Source organism: Ruegeria sp. BC2 (assembly GCF_056539245.1).
Genome location: NZ_JBQFUQ010000001.1, coordinates 1,145,030 through 1,164,763 on the forward strand (window position 1 = coordinate 1,145,030; position 19,734 = coordinate 1,164,763).

The 19,734-nt window shown below is 60.2% G+C and carries 19 protein-coding genes and 1 tRNA gene; 6 read left to right on the forward strand and 14 right to left on the reverse strand.

Going from position 1 to position 19,734, the window contains the following annotated elements:
• Positions 1-18 precede the first annotated feature (18 nt).
• Positions 19-1,629 carry a L,D-transpeptidase family protein gene (locus ACR0CU_RS05650; protein ID WP_170445967.1) on the reverse strand — a complete coding sequence of 537 codons (1,611 nt, stop codon included), beginning with the start codon at positions 1,627-1,629 and terminating at the stop codon, positions 19-21.
• 355 nt (positions 1,630-1,984) lie between these two features.
• Between ACR0CU_RS05650 and mepK the strand changes: the two genes are divergently transcribed.
• Positions 1,985-2,554 carry a peptidoglycan L,D-endopeptidase MepK gene (mepK, locus tag ACR0CU_RS05655; protein ID WP_170338571.1) on the forward strand — a complete coding sequence of 190 codons (570 nt, stop codon included), beginning with the start codon at positions 1,985-1,987 and terminating at the stop codon, positions 2,552-2,554.
• A 131-nt stretch (positions 2,555-2,685) separates the two neighbouring features.
• On the opposite strand, the gene ACR0CU_RS05660 is transcribed toward mepK, so the two are convergent.
• The 10 genes from ACR0CU_RS05660 to iscR form a co-directional block, all read right to left on the reverse strand.
• Positions 2,686-2,762, reverse strand: a tRNA-Arg gene (locus ACR0CU_RS05660).
• A gap of 78 nt (positions 2,763-2,840) precedes the next feature.
• A complete protein-coding gene (locus ACR0CU_RS05665; protein WP_170445969.1) occupies positions 2,841-4,061 on the reverse strand; it encodes a cysteine desulfurase in 1,221 nt (406 codons plus the stop codon).
• An 11-nt stretch (positions 4,062-4,072) separates the two neighbouring features.
• The gene (locus tag ACR0CU_RS05670; RefSeq protein ID WP_170339124.1) at positions 4,073-4,639 is read right to left on the reverse strand and encodes a Yip1 family protein; all 567 of its coding nucleotides are present in this window, start codon (positions 4,637-4,639) and stop codon (positions 4,073-4,075) included.
• A complete protein-coding gene (locus tag ACR0CU_RS05675) occupies positions 4,636-5,121 on the reverse strand; it encodes a YIP1 family protein (RefSeq protein ID WP_170339121.1) in 486 nt (161 codons plus the stop codon). Before ACR0CU_RS05675 ends, ACR0CU_RS05670 begins: the two co-directional genes overlap by 4 nt.
• Positions 5,121-6,401, reverse strand: a complete 1,281-nt coding sequence (sufD, locus tag ACR0CU_RS05680) for a Fe-S cluster assembly protein SufD (protein ID WP_170445972.1) — start codon at positions 6,399-6,401, stop codon at positions 5,121-5,123. Before sufD ends, ACR0CU_RS05675 begins: the two co-directional genes overlap by 1 nt.
• Positions 6,401-7,156 (reverse strand): Fe-S cluster assembly ATPase SufC, encoded by a 756-nt coding sequence (gene sufC / locus ACR0CU_RS05685; protein ID WP_170357887.1) that lies wholly within the window; start codon positions 7,154-7,156, stop codon positions 6,401-6,403. The genes sufD and sufC overlap by 1 nt, the downstream gene beginning before the upstream one ends.
• A gap of 48 nt (positions 7,157-7,204) precedes the next feature.
• Complete coding sequence (locus tag ACR0CU_RS05690; RefSeq protein WP_170357889.1) at positions 7,205-7,402, reverse strand: hypothetical protein; 198 nt, start codon at positions 7,400-7,402, stop codon at positions 7,205-7,207.
• Positions 7,402-8,922 carry a Fe-S cluster assembly protein SufB gene (gene sufB / locus ACR0CU_RS05695; RefSeq protein WP_170339113.1) on the reverse strand — a complete coding sequence of 507 codons (1,521 nt, stop codon included), beginning with the start codon at positions 8,920-8,922 and terminating at the stop codon, positions 7,402-7,404. The genes ACR0CU_RS05690 and sufB overlap by 1 nt, the downstream gene beginning before the upstream one ends.
• A gap of 18 nt (positions 8,923-8,940) precedes the next feature.
• Positions 8,941-9,984 carry a cysteine desulfurase family protein gene (locus ACR0CU_RS05700; protein ID WP_170445975.1) on the reverse strand — a complete coding sequence of 348 codons (1,044 nt, stop codon included), beginning with the start codon at positions 9,982-9,984 and terminating at the stop codon, positions 8,941-8,943.
• Positions 9,985-10,040: 56 nt separating this feature from the next.
• Entirely contained in the window at positions 10,041-10,499 is a 459-nt protein-coding gene (gene iscR, locus ACR0CU_RS05705) for a Fe-S cluster assembly transcriptional regulator IscR (RefSeq protein WP_093962098.1), read from the reverse strand.
• A 178-nt stretch (positions 10,500-10,677) separates the two neighbouring features.
• On the opposite strand from iscR, the gene ACR0CU_RS05710 reads away from it, so the two are divergent.
• The 5 genes from ACR0CU_RS05710 (at position 10,678) to ACR0CU_RS05730 (ending at position 15,603) form a co-directional block, all read left to right on the forward strand.
• Positions 10,678-11,331, forward strand: coding sequence for an alpha/beta hydrolase (locus ACR0CU_RS05710; RefSeq protein WP_093962099.1), 654 nt, complete (start codon positions 10,678-10,680; stop codon positions 11,329-11,331).
• Positions 11,331-11,576 carry a hypothetical protein gene (locus ACR0CU_RS05715; protein WP_093962100.1) on the forward strand — a complete coding sequence of 82 codons (246 nt, stop codon included), beginning with the start codon at positions 11,331-11,333 and terminating at the stop codon, positions 11,574-11,576. Before ACR0CU_RS05710 ends, ACR0CU_RS05715 begins: the two co-directional genes overlap by 1 nt.
• A gap of 366 nt (positions 11,577-11,942) precedes the next feature.
• Positions 11,943-12,278 (forward strand): DMT family transporter, encoded by a 336-nt coding sequence (locus tag ACR0CU_RS05720; RefSeq protein ID WP_170339109.1) that lies wholly within the window; start codon positions 11,943-11,945, stop codon positions 12,276-12,278.
• Between the two features lie 74 nt (positions 12,279-12,352).
• A complete protein-coding gene (typA, locus tag ACR0CU_RS05725) occupies positions 12,353-14,170 on the forward strand; it encodes a translational GTPase TypA (RefSeq protein ID WP_170338557.1) in 1,818 nt (605 codons plus the stop codon).
• Between the two features lie 275 nt (positions 14,171-14,445).
• On the forward strand, positions 14,446-15,603 hold the full coding sequence (locus tag ACR0CU_RS05730) for a hypothetical protein (protein WP_480642618.1): 1,158 nt from the start codon (positions 14,446-14,448) through the stop codon (positions 15,601-15,603).
• Between the two features lie 119 nt (positions 15,604-15,722).
• On the opposite strand, the gene ACR0CU_RS05735 is transcribed toward ACR0CU_RS05730, so the two are convergent.
• From ACR0CU_RS05735 to alaS, 3 genes are all read right to left on the reverse strand, one after another.
• On the reverse strand, positions 15,723-16,346 hold the full coding sequence (locus tag ACR0CU_RS05735) for a transglutaminase-like cysteine peptidase (protein ID WP_170339104.1): 624 nt from the start codon (positions 16,344-16,346) through the stop codon (positions 15,723-15,725).
• A 378-nt stretch (positions 16,347-16,724) separates the two neighbouring features.
• Positions 16,725-17,012, reverse strand: coding sequence for a DUF1330 domain-containing protein (locus ACR0CU_RS05740; RefSeq protein ID WP_093962104.1), 288 nt, complete (start codon positions 17,010-17,012; stop codon positions 16,725-16,727).
• A 1-nt stretch (position 17,013) separates the two neighbouring features.
• Entirely contained in the window at positions 17,014-19,686 is a 2,673-nt protein-coding gene (alaS, locus tag ACR0CU_RS05745; protein ID WP_170446048.1) for an alanine--tRNA ligase, read from the reverse strand.
• Positions 19,687-19,734: the final 48 nt, after the last annotated feature.

Here is a 19,734-nt window from a genome sequence, read left to right on the forward strand (position 1 = left end):
GGATTTGGCGCCCTGTGCTTACCCCTGAACGTTCGGCAGGGCCACCCCTGCTTTTTGCAGGGCATCCCAAATCTTCTGGTCCCGACCATAGACATCGCGCCGATACTGCACGTCGCCCTTCGGCCCGACGAATGCGGTGCGATAAATCAGATGAACCGGAACCGGCTGTTTGAGGTCAACCTTGGTTTCACGTCCGGTACCCAGCACCCTGTGGAAAAAGGCCTTGGGATCCTCTTCCTGTTTTGCCAGCAAAGCATAGGCGAAATCAAAAGGTTGCGCCAAACGAATGCACCCGTGAGAGAAGGCGCGCACTTCGCGTGCGAACAGGCTCTTTTGCGGGGTGTCGTGCAGATAGATGTTGTACTTGTTGGGGAACATGAACTTGACCAGCCCCAAAGCGTTGCTCTGCCCCGGAGGCTGGCGCATCGCAAACGGGAAGCTGCGAGCCGTGAACTGGTTGAAGTCCACCGCATTGCGGTTCACCTGCCGTCCACGCCGATCGGTGATCTCAAGATGCCGGACGGCATTGGGGTTGGCCCGCAACTTCGGCAGGTATTCCTTGGTGATGATCGAGCGCGGCACATGCCAGCTGGGATTGATCACCATGTGCTCCATCACATCCGAAAACTCGGGGCTTTGACGATCGCTGGTGTTTTTGCCGATCACTGCACGTGTTTCAAATGTCACCCGACCATCGTCGACGATTTTCGCGGAAAAGTCGGCCTGATTGACCAGAACATGCCGTGCACCCCTCTCGCGAGGGAGCCAGCGTTCACGTTCCATCGCAACCATCACCGCCTTGAGCCGGTCAGAAGGTGAACGGTTGATTTCGGCAATCGTTCCCTGGCCGGCGACACCATCTGGTTCAAGACCATGGGCGCGTTGGAAGGCTTGAACCGCTGCCACCACGGAATCGTCATATTCCGGGCTGGCCGTGGGCTTGAGGAACCCCATCGCAACCAGACGATTACGCAGCTTTATGACGCTCGGCCCCGTATCGCCGCGTTCGTATTTTCCGGTTGGAACGGTCGGCCCCCATTCACCATGTTCGTTCAGTGACTGCAGCGCCATCTTCTGCTTGAGAAGCGCCCGGTACTGGCTGGACTGCGGTGGAAGCTGCGCGAGATACGAGCCGTCGGTGGATTTCATCATCGCCGCAAGATGTTCCGAGGCTGGCTTCCGTTCGACCGCACGCACGAGGCCGGCATCGATCTGAGCCGGGCGCAGCAGCCCGGACTGAATATCCTGCGCATAGCGGACAAACGCCTCGCTCAGCGCTGCCTCAAGCGCTCCGAGATCGCGGTTTGACCGAGCGCTTTCCATCTTCGCCATCAGGCCATCGACGTCATATCGTTCGGCCGGAAGCCCGTGCATCTGAGCATGGGACAATGCTTTGATAAGTGCCGACCGACGCGCCGCGTGATCAGAGGTAGGACCGACCCAAATCGGCGCGAATTCCTGTTCTCGATAAAAGGACGCGATTTCCGGGGTTGTCTCTGCGCTTTCCGCCACAGCCATCCGAAACGCGAAACTCTCAGCCTGGGTCGGAGCCGCCTGAACGGATGTGGCCGACACGGCGATGCTTGCGGCAAACAGAAAAATCGTACAGGTCCGACGGACAGAATTCATGGGATAGCCTTGGTTTTCAATAACTTGGAACACTAGTTTTTTGCGCTCAACAATTATGTTTCACGCCTCGGGGGATTGTCCACTCACATTTCCAACAGCACATCACACCGCCGGCCCCCTGATGCGCGTTTGCATCGTCTGGAAAAAAACGAAAGGGATTCAGGCCTGTTCGCCACATTTTTTGTCACTTGCGCAGATTTTCGCCGAAAATTCCCCGTAAGAAAGCACAAGACCAAAAGATCACTTGGCGCAAGAATCCCTCTGTGGCATAAAATCCGCATCTGGGATGGGAAAGAATTAAGAAAGCGCACGTAACATCGTGTGCAGGCAGGAACTGTACGGGACGAAACACGCTATGACCAAGAGCAGTACCTCGGGGATGACCCGGCGTGCCCTATTGGGCGCATTCGCGGCAACGGCAGTTGTTGCAGCACCAACCTACTCAAACGCAGCAGGCTTCCTTCGCGGGGGCGGAGACATCCGCAGGATCCGTATGTATTCGGGTCGTACCGGCGAGCGTTTGGATATGATCTACTGGGTCGATGGCAAATACGTCAAAGACGCGGTCAAGGAAATCAACCACTTCATGCGTGACTGGCGCACCGATCAGTCAAAGGACATGGACCTGCGCACGATCGACATCATGGCCGCGGCCCACAACCTTCTGGATGTGAACGAGCCCTACATGCTGTTGTCGGGCTACCGCTCTCCGCAGACCAACGCCATGCTGCGCCGCCGGTCGCGCGGTGTCGCCAAGAACTCTCTCCATGTGAAAGGCCAGGCCGCGGATCTGCGGCTTGCCTCCCGCTCGGTCTCACAGATGGCCAAGGCGGCCATTTCATGCCGTGCCGGCGGTGTCGGCCAATACTATGGATCAAATTTCGTGCACATGGACTGCGGCGACGTTCGCTCCTGGCGCGGCTAATACACTACCACTCACCAACCCCGCAAAAAGCCCCGGCGCATCACTGCCCGGGGCTTTTTTCTGCGCAGCGCCGATCCGGCTGTGACATACACAGGCGCAGAAGCGCTACGCCTTGAAACTCTGGCAGAAAGTGGCGCACCTGAGAGGATTCGAACCTCTGGCCTCTGCCTTCGGAGGGCAGCGCTCTATCCAGCTGAGCTACAGGTGCGTTGGCCGTTAGCTAACCTTGTTCCGATCCGGGTGCAACTGGATTTTGCATGTCGGAACGCGGTTTAGCGACGAACAATCAGGCAAACAATTCGTGCGCCAGTTCCAGCGCATCGATCAGCGTGTCGACCTCATCGGTTGTGTTGTACAGACCAAAACTGGCGCGGCAAGTGGCCGTAACCCCGAGATGATCCATCAACGGTCCGGCGCAATGGTGCCCCGCCCGAACGGCGACGCCCTTCTTGTCGAGAATGGTGGATACATCGTGCGCGTGGCCCGCACCATCCAGCGTAAAGCTGAAGATAGCGGCCTTGTCGGGCGTCGTCCCCTGAACCTGCAGCCAGTTCAGCCCGGTCAGGCGCTGCATTGCATAGTCGCGCAAGCCCGCCTCATGGGCCGCGATGTTGTCCATCCCCAAACCCATCATGTAGTCCAGCGCAACGCCCATGCCGATTGTCTGGACGATACCCGGAGTGCCGGCCTCGAATTTCATCGGCGGATCGTTATAGATCACCGTGTCTTTCGACACCTCCTTGATCATATCGCCTCCTCCGATGAAGGGGCGCATTTCGGCCATGCGTTCCGATTTGATAAAGATCGCGCCAGATCCCGAGGGGCCGTACAGCTTGTGCCCGGTGATAGCATAGAAATCACACCCGATATCCTGCAGATCCACCGGCATGTGAACCGCGCCCTGGCTTCCGTCGACCAGCACAGGCACGCCTTTGGCATGGGCGCCTTCGGTGATCGCCTTCACGTCAACCACGGTGCCCAGAACGTTGGAACACTGGGTCACCGCCACCAGTTTGGTCTTGGGCCCGATGGCGTCTATTACGGCCTGCGGATCCAGCGCACCACTTGCATCCAGGTCCACCCATTTCAGAACGACGCCCTGGCGTTCGCGCAAGAAATGCCAGGGTACGATGTTGGCATGATGCTCCATGATGCTCAGAACAATTTCGTCGCCGGCCTGCATCCGCGGCATGGCCCACCCATAGGCGACTAGGTTGATCCCCTCGGTCGTCCCGGAATTCAGGACGATCTCATCCTCATTCGCGACATTCAAAAACCGGGCGACGGTTCCGCGCACGGATTCGTACTTTTCGGTCGCCAGGTTCGACAGGTAGTGCAATCCGCGATGCACGTTCGAATACTCGTGCGCATAGGCATTGGTGACTGCATCTATCACCACCTGAGGTTTCTGCGCCGAGGCCCCATTGTCGAGATACGTCAACGGTTTCCCGTTCACCTCACGCGAGAGGATCGGGAAATCGGCGCGGATTTTCTGGACGTCATACATGAACGAATTCCCTAAACAGGCCCGCTTGGGGTCATCAACAGGACGAAAGGTATCGCCAGCAATCCCGAGATGAGGATGACCACGAAGGATTTGCCCAGCGAGTCGAAGTGATGCGCCTGATTGATGAAATGCAGGCTAATGTAGAGGCTGTACAGGCTCATCCCCAGTACGAGGATCAGGAACATCGTCGGCGCAACCATCACCATGACGAAGATGATCAATTGGCCCAGAATCTGCAGGAATTGCAGCCAGACCATCAGCAGCATCATGCCGTCCAGGCTACCGGTGCCGCCAAGCATCCTGCCGACAAAATGAAACGCGAAGATGCCCAAGAGAACGGCCCCGGCCGAAGTCGCCAACGACTGCACGACCGGTTCAAACGCCATATCCAGAGATGGATCAAGCGCCGGAAACACAAGGGTCGACAGTGATTGAGACAAAGCGTTCAGGACAACGACCAGTGCCAGCGCTGTCCAAAGCACATCCCGACCGGGTACTCCGGCCAACAGACGCCTTGCCGCCTCGGCCGGATTTGCCAATGTCAGAACGGCCAGATGTGCCAGAAATGCGGCGTTCATGCCGGCGCCCTTCGTGTTTGAGAAAACCCGGAAAACCAGAACCAGACGAATACCGCAACCCACAGGGCCCCGGTCAGCGTCTGGACAGGACCCGGACCGATGAAACCCGCCACCAGCCCGTTCAACAACACCAGCGGTGATGAGGCGAGGAGAGCCCAGAACAGCGCAAGCCGCGCCTGATAGGACGTGGTTGCACCGCCGAACATACGAGCAATCAGATAAGTTCCCCAGGCAAGGACGTAGAGCAGCAACGGCAGAATGAAGACCGACCCCAGCAGAGCCCCACCCATCAGCATGTTCAGGTCCAGCCCCTCAAGATGGGCCCGACGCGATAGCCCCGGCAACTGCGCGATAAAGCCAATTACACAGAACGCCATGACAAAGGCCAGCGCACGGTCTTCGCGCGGGCCCATGTCCAGCAGCCGACGCACCACCCGACCGGGCCCGCGATACGAGGCGACGATATCGGTGGTCACCGGCATCAGCTGTGCCGCGCCAACCAGCCTTCCAGCCGCGAGACGATGTCCTCGGCCAGCGCTTCGTCTTCGATCTCTTCCACGGCTTCGGCCAGAAAGGCCAGCGTCAGCATGTTGGTCGCGTCCTTGGCCGGAACCCCGCGCGAGCGCAGGTAGAACATTGCGGTCTCGTCGATCGCACCCGAGGTTGACCCATGCGAACAGGCCACGTCGTCGGCATAGATCTCAAGCTCGGGCTTGGCCAGGAACTGACTGTCGTCATCCAGCAGCAAAGACTGGCTGATCTGGTAACCATCGGTCTTCTGGGCGCCTGCCTTGACCAGGATCTTGCCTTGGAACACGCCGGTCGCGCCGTTGCGCAGAACCTTCTTGAACACCTGGCGGCTTTCGCAGTTCACCGCGTCATGGGTGATGAACACCGTGTCGTCATGATGGAAGTCGCCATCGCCCACACAGGCACCGGCCACATGCGCCACCGCATCGTCACCGGTCAGCTCGACCACCTGTTCATTGCGCGTCAGCACGCCATTCACGGTCAGGGTGAAAGATTTGTAGACGGATTCCATGCCCAGCCGGGTGAACATATGCGTCGCAGCACGGCGCTGATGGTCCCTGCCCTGTGCCCGGACATGGTGCAGCGTGCCGCCATCGGCGATGTCGATCTCGATGCACTTGTTGAACCGCGAGGCCGCCGGGCCATTCTCAAGAACCGTCACTTCGGCACCGCTTTCCACGCGGATCACGTGGTGCAGGATCGCGTCCGAGCTTTCGGATTCGTGGCGATAGACCAGACTGATCGGCTTTGACGGCTTGCCGGTCACGTGGATCGCCACGCCGTCTTGCGCAAAGGCGGTGTTCAAGGCCGCCAACGGGCGTTGAACCGGGGTCTGACCGCGCTCCTCGAGCACGCCATACAGCTGCTTGGCCCAGTGGATGTCCTTGCAGCAGATATCTTCAAGCCGGTCGATGCTCACGCCTTCCAGCGTCAGGTCATCGCTGTCCTCGGGGCTAAATACACCATCGACGAAGACGATCTTCAGGCGGTCGAACCCGTCAAAGACCATCGGCTCGTCGGTGTGGAATACCTCGGCCGCCGGGGCCTCGGGCGCGGTAAGCGTATCGGGACGCGTGTATTTCCAATACTCGTCGCGCCGCCCGGGCAAACCCATGGCGCGCAGGCGGGCCAGGGCCCCCTCGCGTGCGTCGCGGGTGCAGCCGGCTTCGGGCATGCGCAGCGTGGCCAGCCGCGCCTCGGTCGCGGATTGTTTCACGTCGGGCAAGGCCATCAGTTCACCTCGGCAAGAATGTCGGCGTAACCGTTGTTTTCGACTTCCAGCGCCAGCTCGGGCCCGCCAGTCTTGACGATCCGGCCATCGGCCATGATGTGCACCACGTCGGGTTTGATGTGGTCCAACAGACGCTGATAGTGGGTGATCACCAGGAACCCACGGCCTTCGTCGCGCAGCGCGTTCACGCCCTCGGCCACCAGCTTCATGGCATCCACGTCAAGGCCCGAGTCGGTCTCGTCCAAGATGCACATCTTGGGCTCGAGCATCGCCATCTGCAGGATTTCGTTGCGCTTCTTCTCGCCACCCGAGAAACCAACGTTCACGGGGCGTTTCAGCATGTCGGCGTCGATTTTCAGCGACTTGGCCTTTTCGCGCACCAGCTTGAGGAAATCCGCGGCCGAGAGTTCTTCCTCGCCGCGCGCCTTGCGCTGGGCGTTCACGGCGGTGCGCAGGAACGTCATGTTGCCCACGCCCGGGATCTCGACCGGGTACTGGAACGCCAGGAACACGCCGGCGGCGGCACGCTCTTCCGGCTCCATCTCCAGCAGGTCGGCGCCATCCAGAGTCGCCGAACCCTCGGTGACCTCGTACCCGTCGCGGCCCGACAGCACATAGCTGAGCGTCGACTTGCCCGAGCCGTTCGGCCCCATGATCGCGTGTACCTTGCCGGCCTCGACCGTCAGGTCCACGCCCTTGAGGATCTGCTTTTCCTCTTCCTCAAGTTTGACGTGCAGGTTCTTGATTTCCAGCATGTTTTGTCCTTTTGCGTATCGTCGGGACGCGCCGGCCCCGGTCTGTTCCTATCCCAGCACCCTGCGCAGCAGCCGCGCCGCGATCCATCCCAGGACCGCCCCGCCGCCGATTGCCCAGACCGGGTTGATGAAATCGGTGTAGTTGACGTTGACATAGGCCACGCCCAGCAAGCCGCCCAGAACCGGCAGCGCATATGACGCCGCGGTCAGGACATCATCCCTGCGGGTGCGCGGCGAGCGGGCCATCAGCCGACCGAGCCTTCCAGCGAGATCGCGACCAGCTGTTGGGCTTCCATGGCGAACTCCATCGGCAGCGCCTGCAGCACGTCCTTGCAGAAACCGTTGACCACCAGCGCCACGGCTTCTTCCTCGTCCATGCCGCGCTGGCGGCAATAGAACAGCTGATCGTCATCGACCTTCGAGGTGGTGGCCTCGTGCTCGACCCGGCTGCTGTTGTTCTTGACCTCAATATACGGAACGGTATGCGCCCCGCATTTGTCGCCGATCAGCAGGCTGTCGCATTGGGTGTAGTTCCGGCTGTTCTTGGCCTTGGGGTGCATCGACACCAGCCCGCGATAGGTGTTCTGGGCCTTGCCCGCGCTGATGCCCTTGGACACGATGCGCGACTTGGTGTTCTTGCCCAAATGGATCATCTTGGTGCCGGTATCGGCCTGCTGCATATTGTTGGTGATGGCGATCGAGTAGAACTCACCTTGGCTGTCATCACCCCGCAGGATGCAGGACGGGTATTTCCAGGTCACGGCACTGCCGGTCTCGACCTGCGTCCACATCACCTTGGACCGGTCGCCCCGGCAATCGGCGCGCTTGGTCACGAAGTTGTAGATGCCGCCTTTGCCGTTCTCATCGCCCGGGAACCAGTTCTGGACGGTCGAGTATTTCACCTCGGCGTCTTCTTCGACGATGATCTCGACAACTGCGGCATGCAGCTGCGCGGTATCACGCTGCGGCGCGGTGCAGCCTTCCAGATAGGACACGTACGAGCCCTTGTCGGCGATGATCAGAGTCCGCTCGAATTGGCCAGTGTTTTCTGCGTTGATGCGGAAATAGGTGCTCAGCTCCATTGGGCAGCGCACGCCGGGCGGCACATAGACGAACGAGCCGTCCGAGAACACGGCCGAGTTCAGCGTGGCATAGAAATTGTCCGACACCGGAACCACCGAGCCCAAATACTTCTTGACCAATTCCGGGTGTTCCTTGATCGCCTCGGAGATCGAGCAGAAGATCACGCCGGCCTTCTTCAGCTCGGCTTGGAAGGTCGTGCCAACCGAAACCGAGTCGAACACCGCATCCACCGCGACCTTGCGGCCCTCGGCCGGGGCATCCTCGGCACCTTCCACGCCGGCCAGAATCATCTGCTCTTTCAGCGGGATACCCAGCTTTTCGTAAGTGGCCAGTAGTTTGGGATCGACCTCGTCCAGCGACTTGGGCTTGGTCTCCATCGACTTGGGCCGGGCATAGTAATACTGGTCCTGAAAATCGATTTCAGGATAGTGGACCATGGCCCATTTGGGCTCTTCCATCTGGGTCCAGCGCTCGAAGGCCTTCAGACGCCATTCGGTCATCCACTCGGGCTCTTCGTTCTTTTCCGAGATCAGCTTGACGATATCGGGGTTCACGCCTTTGGGCGCGTACTCCATCTCGATATCGGTATCCCACCCGTATTTGTAGGTTCCGACCTCGCGCACCGCGTCAACGGTTTCCTGATCGACACCTTCTTTTACCTGGGTCTGGTCCAAAGCGGCCATGTTCCACCCTCCGTCAGATCACGCAGCCCGCGCGCGATGCTTTTTCTCTTTTTCCAGCCACGTCTCGGCGAAACGCAGCACGTCTTCTTCACTCGTCTCGGGGCCCAGCGAAACGCGTACCGCGCTGGCTGCCGTGGCCTCGTCATATCCCATCGCGGTCAGTACCGCGCTTGCCTTCACCTTGCCACTGGAGCAGGCCGAACCGGCGCTGATCGCAAAGCCCGACAGATCCATCTGCATCACCTGCGTTTCGCCCTTCCAGCCGGGCGTCGCAAAGCACAGGGTGTTGGGCAACCGATCCTGATCTTTCCCGACAAAAATAGTAGATTTAGAACCAGCCTCAAGGGCCTTTTCTAGAATATTTCTAAGTTCTGCAACCTTTTCCCAAACCCCGTTTGCCAGATTTCGCGCCGCCGCTTCAGCCGCAGCGCCGAACCCCGCGATTCCAATGACATTTTCCGTCCCCGACCGGCGACCCATTTCCTGCCCGCCGCCCTTGATCCGGGCCTCCAGATCGGTGCCGCGTTTCATCACAACGGCGCCCACACCCTTTGGCCCGCCCAGCTTGTGCGCCGAGACCAACGCCATCTGCACATCCAGCCAGTTGAAGGCGATCGACAGTTTCCCGAACGCCTGCGTGGCATCGGTGACGGCTAGACCCTTGGGCAAGGCCTGAATGATCCCGGTTTCAGAATTGGCGAGTTGCAACGTGGACCGGTCCGGGTCGGCTACGGCGACAACGCCTTGGTGCGAAACCGGCAAATCCTCGACAGTCCAGGCCCTTACGGCATCATGTTCGATCGCCGCGCCATGCAGGTTGCGCCCTTCCAAGGCCAGCGCCGCGCCTTCGGTCGACCCGGATGTGAACACGATATCGGCCCCATCCGCCCCAAAGGCCGCGGCCACCTGCGCACGCGCCTTTTCGATGACAGCCTTGGCCGCTCGCCCCTCAGCATGGACCGAGGAGGGGTTCCCGCAGACCTCCATCGCGGCGATCATTGCGTCGCGCGCCTCGGGGCGCAGCGGGGTCGTGGCGTTGTGATCCAGGTAAACACGTTTCATGGACTCACCTTTTCATCCACAGCCACACCCTTCGAGAGACCCGATCCGCTCACCGGTCAATCATCCACGACCGAGAACAGCCCAGGCACCGCTGGACACGGCGCAAGGTCGTTCTGGATCACATCGGACAAGCGTGTCTGGTGCAGGAACACGTAGACATGCGCGCTGAGACTTTCCCACAGGCGGTTGGTCAGCGACTGCGCCCGGCTGCCCGAGGATCCCCCCGAAGCCCCGGCCCCCTTGTGCATGGCATCAACTGTTTCATCCACGGCTGACAGAATCTCGACCACGCGGATCTCCGACGCCGGCCGTGCCAAACGATAGCCGCCGCCCGGCCCGCGCACCGATGCAACCAGATCGGCACGGCGCAGCTTGACGAACAGCTGCTCCAGATAGGGCAGCGAAATGTCCTGACGCTCGGAAATCTCTCCCAGGGTCACCAGCGTGTCGGCGGGTTGAAGCGCGATGTCCGCCAACGCCACCATCGCGTAACGGCCCTTGGTTGACAGCTTCATTCTTCGATCCTCGTGGCTTGAACCGCGTGAAAACATTGACGTCGCCGCGGTCAGTGCGTATCTCCGACTGACAGCGTGTTCACGCTGCGATACTCAATTAGAACCGTTCTAAGGTGCCTGACGATAACCGTCAAGTATATCCCGGCGCCCGCGAGAAAAAGACAGGACAACCGCACACATGCCCGAGGTGATTTTTCCCGGACCTGAAGGCCGACTGGAAGGCCGTTACCACCCCCAAAAGGAAAAAGACGCACCGATCGCCATCGTGCTGCACCCGCACCCCCAGTTCGGCGGGACCATGAACAACAAGGTCGTCTACAACCTGCACTACGCGTTCTACAACATGGGCTTTACGGTCCTGCGCTTCAATTTCCGGGGCGTCGGCCGCAGCCAGGGCGAGTATGACCAGGGCGTCGGAGAACTCAGCGACGCGGCATCGGCGTTGGACTATCTGCAGTCGATGAACAACAACTCGAAACATTGCTGGGTTGCAGGCTTTTCGTTCGGAGCCTGGATCGGCATGCAGTTGCTGATGCGTCGCCCCGAGATCACCGGCTTCATCAGCGTGTCGCCGCCCGCGAACATGTATGATTTTTCGTTCCTTGCCCCCTGCCCCTCGTCCGGGCTGATCATCAACGGAACGGCTGACCGGGTGGCACCGCCGGCGGACACCACCGCACTGGTCGGAAAGCTGCACGAGCAGAAGGGTATCACCATCACCCATACCGAGGTTGAAGGAGCCGACCACTTCTTCCAGGGTGAGCACATGGATACGCTGATGACCAACGTGACCGACTACGTCAAACGCCGCCTGACCGAGAACACACGCTGATGTCCGACACCATCACCATTCTCGCGGCGAAACTGGCCGAGGATACGATGAAGGTCATGGACGAAACCGGCCAGGATCGGTTCTACGTCGAAGTCGGTGACGTGCTGGGCGCGGCCTCCCAATCGCTTGAGGAGGCCTTCCTCACCGAAATCCGCGTCCGGTTGGCCGAGCGCAAGGCGCGGCAATTCCTGATCAAGAGGCTGTCGGATCACCGGTCCAAGGTGAAGGCGATCGAAAAGCAATAAGCGCACAAAAAAGGAGCCCGCGGGCTCCTTTTTCGTTTCATTCGTGGCGTTCAAACTGTTGTTGCGCTTGACCTATCAACCAATTTGGCTGCGTCAGTATCGACGGACCCCCCGTCAGCAAGCCACCCAATCGCCACGATTATTGCCGAAGCAAACACGACCGTTTTTGCAAATGTCGTCATGAAACACACTCGTTAAAAAAGTAATCGAAAACGTCGAGTAGTTTACACGCTTTCCGGCCTTGCCATAGTCGGGTTTACCTGACCCTAGGTGAACCAACGAAAGGGGCGGCTGCCTGAATTTCCTTGCGCCGTTTCTGAATTCTGTGCTCAACGTCCCAGCAGATGCATCAAGGGTTCAAGAACCATGCCCCACGCCTACCTGATCCTCCTTCTCGCCGTTATCGCCGAGACAATCGGAACGACCGCATTGCAGGCCAGCCAGCAATTCACCCGGTTCTGGCCCTCGGTTCTGGTGGTGGTGGGCTATGGCTTTGCCTTTTACCTGATGGCGCTGACACTGAAGGTAATGCCCGTCGGCATCGTTTACGCGATCTGGTCCGGGCTTGGCATCGCTCTGATTGCGCTGATCGGCTTTGTGGTTTTCGGCCAACGGCTGGACTGGCCGGCGGTTCTGGGCCTTGCGATGATTCTGGGCGGCATTCTGGTCATCCACCTCTTTTCGCAGACTGCGGGCCACTGATCGCGCGTTAGGGCTGGTAACTTGTGCCGCGCCGCGTTATGCGCGCGGCAACTTCCCGTTCAAAGGCTGACCTCATGGACCTGCGCAACATCGCAATCATCGCTCACGTGGACCACGGTAAAACGACCCTGGTTGACGAGCTACTCAAACAATCCGGTGCATTCCGGGAAAACCAGGCCGTGGCCGAGCGCGCCATGGACAGCAACGACCTGGAACGTGAACGCGGCATCACCATTCTGGCCAAGGCCACCAGTGTCGAGTGGAAAGGCACGCGCATCAACATCGTTGACACCCCCGGCCACGCCGATTTCGGCGGCGAGGTCGAGCGTATCCTCAGCATGGTCGACGGTGTTGTGCTTCTGGTCGATGCCGCCGAAGGCCCGATGCCCCAGACGAAATTCGTGACATCGAAGGCGCTGGCACTGGGTCTGCGTCCAATCGTGGTGCTGAACAAGGTCGACAAGCCCGATGCCGAGCCCGACCGCGCGCTGGACGAATGCTTTGACCTGTTCGCCAACCTCGGCGCCGACGACGACCAGCTGGATTTCCCTGCCATGTACGCCTCGGGGCGGTCCGGCTGGGCCGATATGGAACTGGACGGCCCACGCAAGGACCTGTCCGCCCTGTTCGATCTAGTGGTCGACCACGTTCCCGCCCCCAAACAAGCTGAGCGCAAGGATGAACCCTTCCGCATGTTGGCGACCACTCTGGGCAGCGACCCGTTCATCGGTCGCATTCTGACCGGCCGTGTGGAAAGCGGTACGCTCAAAGCGGGTGACAGCCTCAAAGCGCTCAGCCGTGACGGCAAGCTGATCGAGAATTTCCGGGCTACCAAGATCCTGGCCTTCCGCGGCCTCAGCCAGCAACCGATCGACGTCGCCGAAGCGGGCGACATCGTAACCATCGCAGGCATGAGCAAGGCCACCGTTGCGGATTCGCTGGTGGCGCCCCAGGTGGACGAGGCCCTGCCCGCCCAGCCGATTGACCCGCCGACCATCACCGTCACCTTCGGCATCAACGACTCGCCGCTGGCGGGGCGTGACGGCAAGAAGGTCCAGTCGCGCGTCATCCGCGACCGCCTGATGAAAGAGGCCGAATCGAACGTGGCGATCCAGATCACCGACACCCCCGGCGGCGAAGCCTTCGAGGTTGCGGGCCGCGGTGAGTTGCAGATGGGCGTTCTGATCGAGAACATGCGTCGCGAAGGGTTCGAGCTCAGCATCTCGCGCCCGCAGGTTCTGTTCCGCGAGGAAGACGGCCAACGCCTGGAGCCCATCGAGGAAGTCACCATCGACGTGGATGACGAATTCTCGGGCGCAGTCATCGAAAAGGTGACAGGCGCGCGCAAGGGCGAGCTGGTTGAGATGCGCCCCGCAGGAGTTGGCAAAACCCGCATCATTGCGCATGTCCCGTCTCGTGGCCTGATCGGCTATCACGGTGAATTCCTGACCGACACCCGCGGCACCGGCGTTCTGAACCGCGTGTTCCACGGCTGGGCACCGCACAAGGGCCCGATCCCCGGGCGGCGCGCCGGCGTTCTGATCTCGATGGAGAACGGCCAGGCCGTCGCATACGCGCTGTGGAACCTGGAAGAGCGTGGGCGGATGTTCGTCGGCCCCCAGACCGATGTGTATCAGGGCATGATCATCGGCGAACATTCGCGGGACAATGACCTTGAGGTGAACCCGCTGAAAGGCAAGAAACTGACCAACGTGCGGGCCAGCGGCTCGGACGATGCCGTTCGCCTGACACCGCATGTCCAGTTCTCGCTGGAGGAGGCCATCGCCTACATCGACGACGATGAGCTGGTCGAAGTAACCCCGAACGCGATCCGACTGAGAAAGCGGTTCCTTGATCCGCACGAACGCAAGCGTATGGCCAAGTCAGCCTGACCCCCGGTCCGTTCGATTTTGGACGGGTCGGAAACAATGGCGCGAATGTGACATTTTTGCGTCCATCTGAAACGGTGTTTTCTCAGGGAAGCCATGAATGGTTCATGGCTTCCCTTTTGTTTTGCCTGCAATTTCGTCCATAAGATGAGTTAATTCCGCATCGCTATCGCGGTGTTGCCCTTGAAAATGCGACGTGATAGGGGTGTATTTGTGTTCAAAGTATGTCATCGCCAGGTTGTTCGGTGATGAGTTTAACGAGTTTAAGGAGGCGCGATATGCGCATCAAATCCCGTCTACTGACAATAGTATTTGCTTCAGCTTCATTGCCGCTGATGTCCGGTGGGCCTGTTGTCGCCGCGGACAAATGTACGATCCAGACAGCCCGGCAGTCGGTTTCCACAGAAACCCTGTGTGCCTGTACGGTCGTGGATGCACGGATGCTGCGTTACATCCAGCGTCGTGCCGATTTTGAAGACATTCTTGCCCGCACTTTGCAGACCTGCCCGGCTTTTGCAGCCGTACTGACGGATTTCCCGACCGCGTCGATCGGGACGGTTGATCAAAGATCCGGCGACGGCCCTTCGGAACAGAGCGGGAGCTCAGGCGGCGGTAGCTCAAGCGGTGGTAGCTCAAGCGGTGGTAGCTCAAGCGGTGGTAGCTCAAGCGGTGGCGGCTCAAGCGGTGGCGGCTCAAGCGGGGGCAACGCACCCACTCCGGGCGGTAGCTCTGGTGGCGGCAGCTCAAGCGGCGGCAGTTCCAGTGGAGGCAGCTCCAGTGGCGGCAGTTCCAGTGGTGGCAGTTCCAGTGGCGGTAGCTCCAGCGGTGGCAGCTCCAGCGGTGGCAGCTCCAGCGGTGGGTCCGGTGATGGCGGTGGCAGCTCAAGCGGCGGTAGCTCCAGCGGTGGGTCCGGTGATGGCGGCAGCTCAAGCGGCGGTAGCTCCAGCGGTGGGTCCGGTGATGGCGGCAGCTCAAGCGGCGGTAGCTCTAGCGGTGGGTCCGGTGATGGCGGCAGCTCCAGCGGCGGTAGCTCTAGCGGTGGGTCCGGTGATGGCGGCAGCTCAAGCGGCGGTAGCTCCAGCGGTGGGTCCGGTGATGGCGGCAGCTCAAGCGGCGGTAGCTCCAGCGGTGGGTCCGGCGATGGCGGCTCGGGCGGTGGCGACGGCGGTGACGGCGGCGGCTCGGGTGATGGCGGCTCGGGCGGTGGCGACGGCGGTGACGGCGGCGGCTCGGGTGATGGCGGCTCGGGCGGCGGCGACGGTGGCAGCTCAAGCGGCGGCAACGGTAACGGCGGTGGCAACGGTAACGGCGGCGGCAACGGTAACGGCGGCGGCAACGGTAACGGCGGCGGCGTCAACGGTAATAATGGCGGTGGAAATGGACCGGAAGGCGCAAGCCCTGGTCAGGGCAACAACGCCAACAATGACGAGGACTAACCGCCTTTGGTCGTGATGCCACGTTTCAGTGGCAATCTGGCATACAAATGAAAAAGGGCGATGAATTCATCGCCCTTTTTTTGCTGGAGCCTTCAAGAAACTCAAATCGCTGTGGCTTCTTAGCTTCGCCCGTAAATCCCAACCCAACGCTGGGGCTGTTTCGGATCCTGCATCCGCAGGAACAAATAGCGTGTGGCCGACCAGGGTTTGATCCGATTGGTCAGGTTGTCCAGCACGAGATCACCTTGATTGGAGCGGTAAACCAGAACCGCGTGGGGGCCGCGGCGGGTGTCCAAAACGGTCGCCAGCAAAAGCTTGTTGGGATCAATTCCAGCCTTGATCAGGTCACGCTTTTTCAGCAGCGCAAAATCCTCGCAATCACCGCCGCGCGATGTTGGCAGGGCCCAACGCTCCCGCGTCTTGTACTGCACTTGGTCCGTGACCTCACGCGTTGTCGCATTGACCTGGGCATTGATTTGCTTGACCAGTCGCAGTTCCTGATGGCTGGGCAGCGAAACCGACTTCTTGTTCGCACAAGCCCAAGCATACTGGCGGCACAAGGTCCGTGCGCCCGACGGCGGTGGCGAAGCCGAAAACCCCGAAATGAAAGCTGTCTCTGAAGCGCTGGCTTGTCCTGTCGCAAGAACGGCACCGCCGATCACTCCCAACACACCCAGAGCCAATGTGGCCTTGCTGGCCGCGCGACTTGCCACTGTGTTGAGCCTGTCCAAAACCCGTTTCATGCCTGTCCCTCGATCCCATACGTTCGACTGACTGCCGCTTCTGAGGACCATATTCTGCTTTTGGAAACTATCCGTTAACAGACTGGCTCTGGCAATCCTCGGTCAGGTTGTCGGCAAAAAACGGCGGAAATTCGTAACTCAATATGACCTTTTCCGCGCAAGAAAATGGCGAAGCCTGACACAATTAGAGGTAGAACGTCATAGTTTCGCCGCCACAAGAAAGCTCAACTCATTGAAAGTATGAGGGAAATTTTGTTGCGGGACGTGATCACCGGAACACTATCGGCCCAATTACAGGATCGGCGTCGCAACTTTGGCTGACGTAGCGTCACCCAAAGCGGGTTCCGGAGCCAATCCAAGACCGGATCCGGTTGATTCTCACTCGGTCGTTTCGACGACCAGCAATTCGCGCTCGCTTGCGCCCCGGGCGTGGCTCAGGGCTTCTTGGTATTCAGCCGAGTTGTAACAGGCGACGGCGGCTTCAACCGACGGGAACTTCGCCACGACATTGCGGGGCCGCTCTTTGCCTTCCAGTTGGACATAGCGTCCTGCACGGGCAATGAACGTGCCCCCATGTTTGGAAATGGCCGGGCCGGCAAGCTCGGCGTATTTGCCATAAGCTTCGGCATCAGTAACCGTGACATGTGCAATCCAGAGTGCTGGCATCTTATCCTCCCAAAACCTCTTCCGCGGCCTTGATGGCCGCCGCGGCGTTGGCGGCATCGCGACCACCGCCCTGCGCCATGTCGGGACGCCCGCCGCCGCCCTTGCCGCCCAGTTCCTGCACGGCGGCCTTGACCAGATCGACGGCCGATATCGACTGCGTCAGGTCGCTTGTGACACCGGCAGCAACTGCAGCCTTGCCGCCCGTGTCGGCGATCAGAAGAACGGCGCCCGATCCCAGCCGCGCTTTGTGCTCATCAATGAGGGCCGGCAGATCCTTGCCCGACACACCATTCAGAGCCTGTGCCAGGAACTTGACGCCGTTGATCTCTTTGGCTTCCGCGCCGCCGCCTTGACCGGCTCCACCGGCCATCGCCAGATCGCGGCGCAGTTGCGCCACTTCGTTCTGCAACGACTTGCGCTCGTCCAGCAGAGCTTTGATGCGATCGACGACATCATCCGGCTGCGCCTTCAACTCGGCAGCAATCTGGCCAAGCCGCCGGTCCTGCTCGGTCAAGTACCGCAATGCAGAGTCCCCGGTCAGAGCCTCGATCCGCCGCACGCCCGCGCTGCTTGCACTGTCACCCAGAATGACAAAGGTCCCGATATCTCCTGTCTGGCGCACATGCGTACCACCGCACAGTTCGATCGACCAGGTTTGGCCGTCGTGGCCCTTGCCGGTCTGGGCCTTGCCCATCGAGACGACCCGGACTTCGTCGCCGTATTTCTCACCGAACAACGCCTGTGCACCCAAGGCGCGGGCATCGTCCGGGGTCATGATACGGGTTTCGACCGTCGAGTTCTGACGAATGAACTCATTCACCTCGCGTTCCACGGTCTGCAGCTCGGCCGGTGTCAGCGCTTTGGCGTGGCTGAAATCAAACCGCAGACGGTCGGCAGCATTCAACGATCCGCGCTGTGCAACATGATCGCCAAGCGTTTCTCGCAGCGCTTCGTGCAGGAGGTGCGTCGCCGAGTGGTTCGCTCGGATGGCCGAACGCCGGGCGTGATCAACTTCGAGCTCGACGGCATCACCTTTGGCGATAGCACCGCTGTCCACGACGATCTTGTGTGCATAGACCTTGCCATCCGCGAATTTCCGGCAGTCTTCGACCGTCGCGCTCTGGGTGCGATCTTCTAGACGGCGGATGCTGCCGGAATCGCCAACTTGGCCACCAGCCTCGCCGTAGAAAGGTGTCTGGTTTACGACCACCCAGCCGGATCCGCCCTGCTCGATACGGTCCACAAGGTCACCGTCGACCACCAGGGCCATAACCTGACCCTCAGCCATTTCGGTTTCGTAGCCCAGGAAATCGGTGGCACCGCTTGCGTCCAATATGTCGAACCAGACCGCCTGGTCTGCTGCTTCCCCCGAACCAGCCCAGGCGGCGCGCGCCTTCGCCTTCTGCTCGGCCATGGCGGTGTCGAATCCGTCGGTATCAACCGTCCGACCTTTTTCGCGCAGGGCATCCTGGGTCAGGTCAAGCGGGAAGCCATAGGTGTCATACAGCTTGAAGGCGGCATCCCCGGGCAGTGGCGCCCCGTCCGGCAGGCCCGCCACTTCGTCATCCAGCAGCTTGAGCCCCCGGTCCAACGTCTGCTTGAACCGGGTTTCCTCCAACAACAACGTCTCTTCGATCAGAGCCTGAGCGCGACCCAGCTCGGAATACTGCGCGCCCATCAATTGAACCAGTGTCGGAACAAGTTTGTGCATGACCGGATCCTTGGCGCCCAGAAGATGCGCGTGGCGCATGGCCCGGCGCATGATCCGGCGCAGGACATATCCGCGACCATCATTCGAGGGCATGACCCCGTCAGCAATCAGGAACGAGGTCGACCGCAAGTGGTCGGCAATTACCCGATGGTGCACATTCTGATCGCCATAGGGGTCCACATGCGTGACTTCGGCCGAGGCCTCGATCAGTGTCTTGAAAAGGTCGGTGTCATAGTTGTCATGGCTGCCCTGCAGCAACGCGCCGATCCGTTCCAGACCCATGCCGGTATCGATCGACTGCATGTCCAGTTCACGCATCGAGCCGTCTTCGAACTGCTCGTTCTGCATGAAAACGATATTCCAAATCTCGATGAACCGGTCACCGTCTTCCTCGGCCGATCCCGGAGGTCCGCCCCAGATGTGGTCGCCGTGATCATAGAAGATCTCGGTACAGGGGCCGCAGGGACCGGTCGGGCCCATTTGCCAGAAATTGTCGCTTGTGGCGATGCGGATGATCCGGTCCTCGGCAACGCCGACTTTCTTCCAGATCTCGAACGCCTCGTCATCGGTATGATAGACGGTCGTAAGCAGACGGTTCTTGTCGATCCCGAACTCCTTGGTGATCAATTCCCAAGCGAACGGAATCGCTTCCGACTTGAAATAGTCGCCGAACGAGAAGTTGCCCAGCATCTCGAAGAACGTGTGGTGGCGGGCCGTGTAACCGACATTGTCCAGGTCGTTGTGCTTGCCACCGGCGCGCACGCATTTCTGCGCCGTGGTCGCACGTGTGTAGTCGCGGGTCTCAAGGCCGGTGAACAGGTTCTTGAACTGCACCATGCCCGAGTTAACGAACATCAGCGTCGGGTCGTTGCGCGGCACAAGCGGGCTCGACGCGACCACTTCGTGCCCTTGTTTGGCAAAGTAGTTCAGAAAGGTTGAGCGGATATCGTTCAGCGTGGGCATTGGGCTCTCTCAGCGCGCATTCATGATCTATCGCGACGGTTTAGCCCC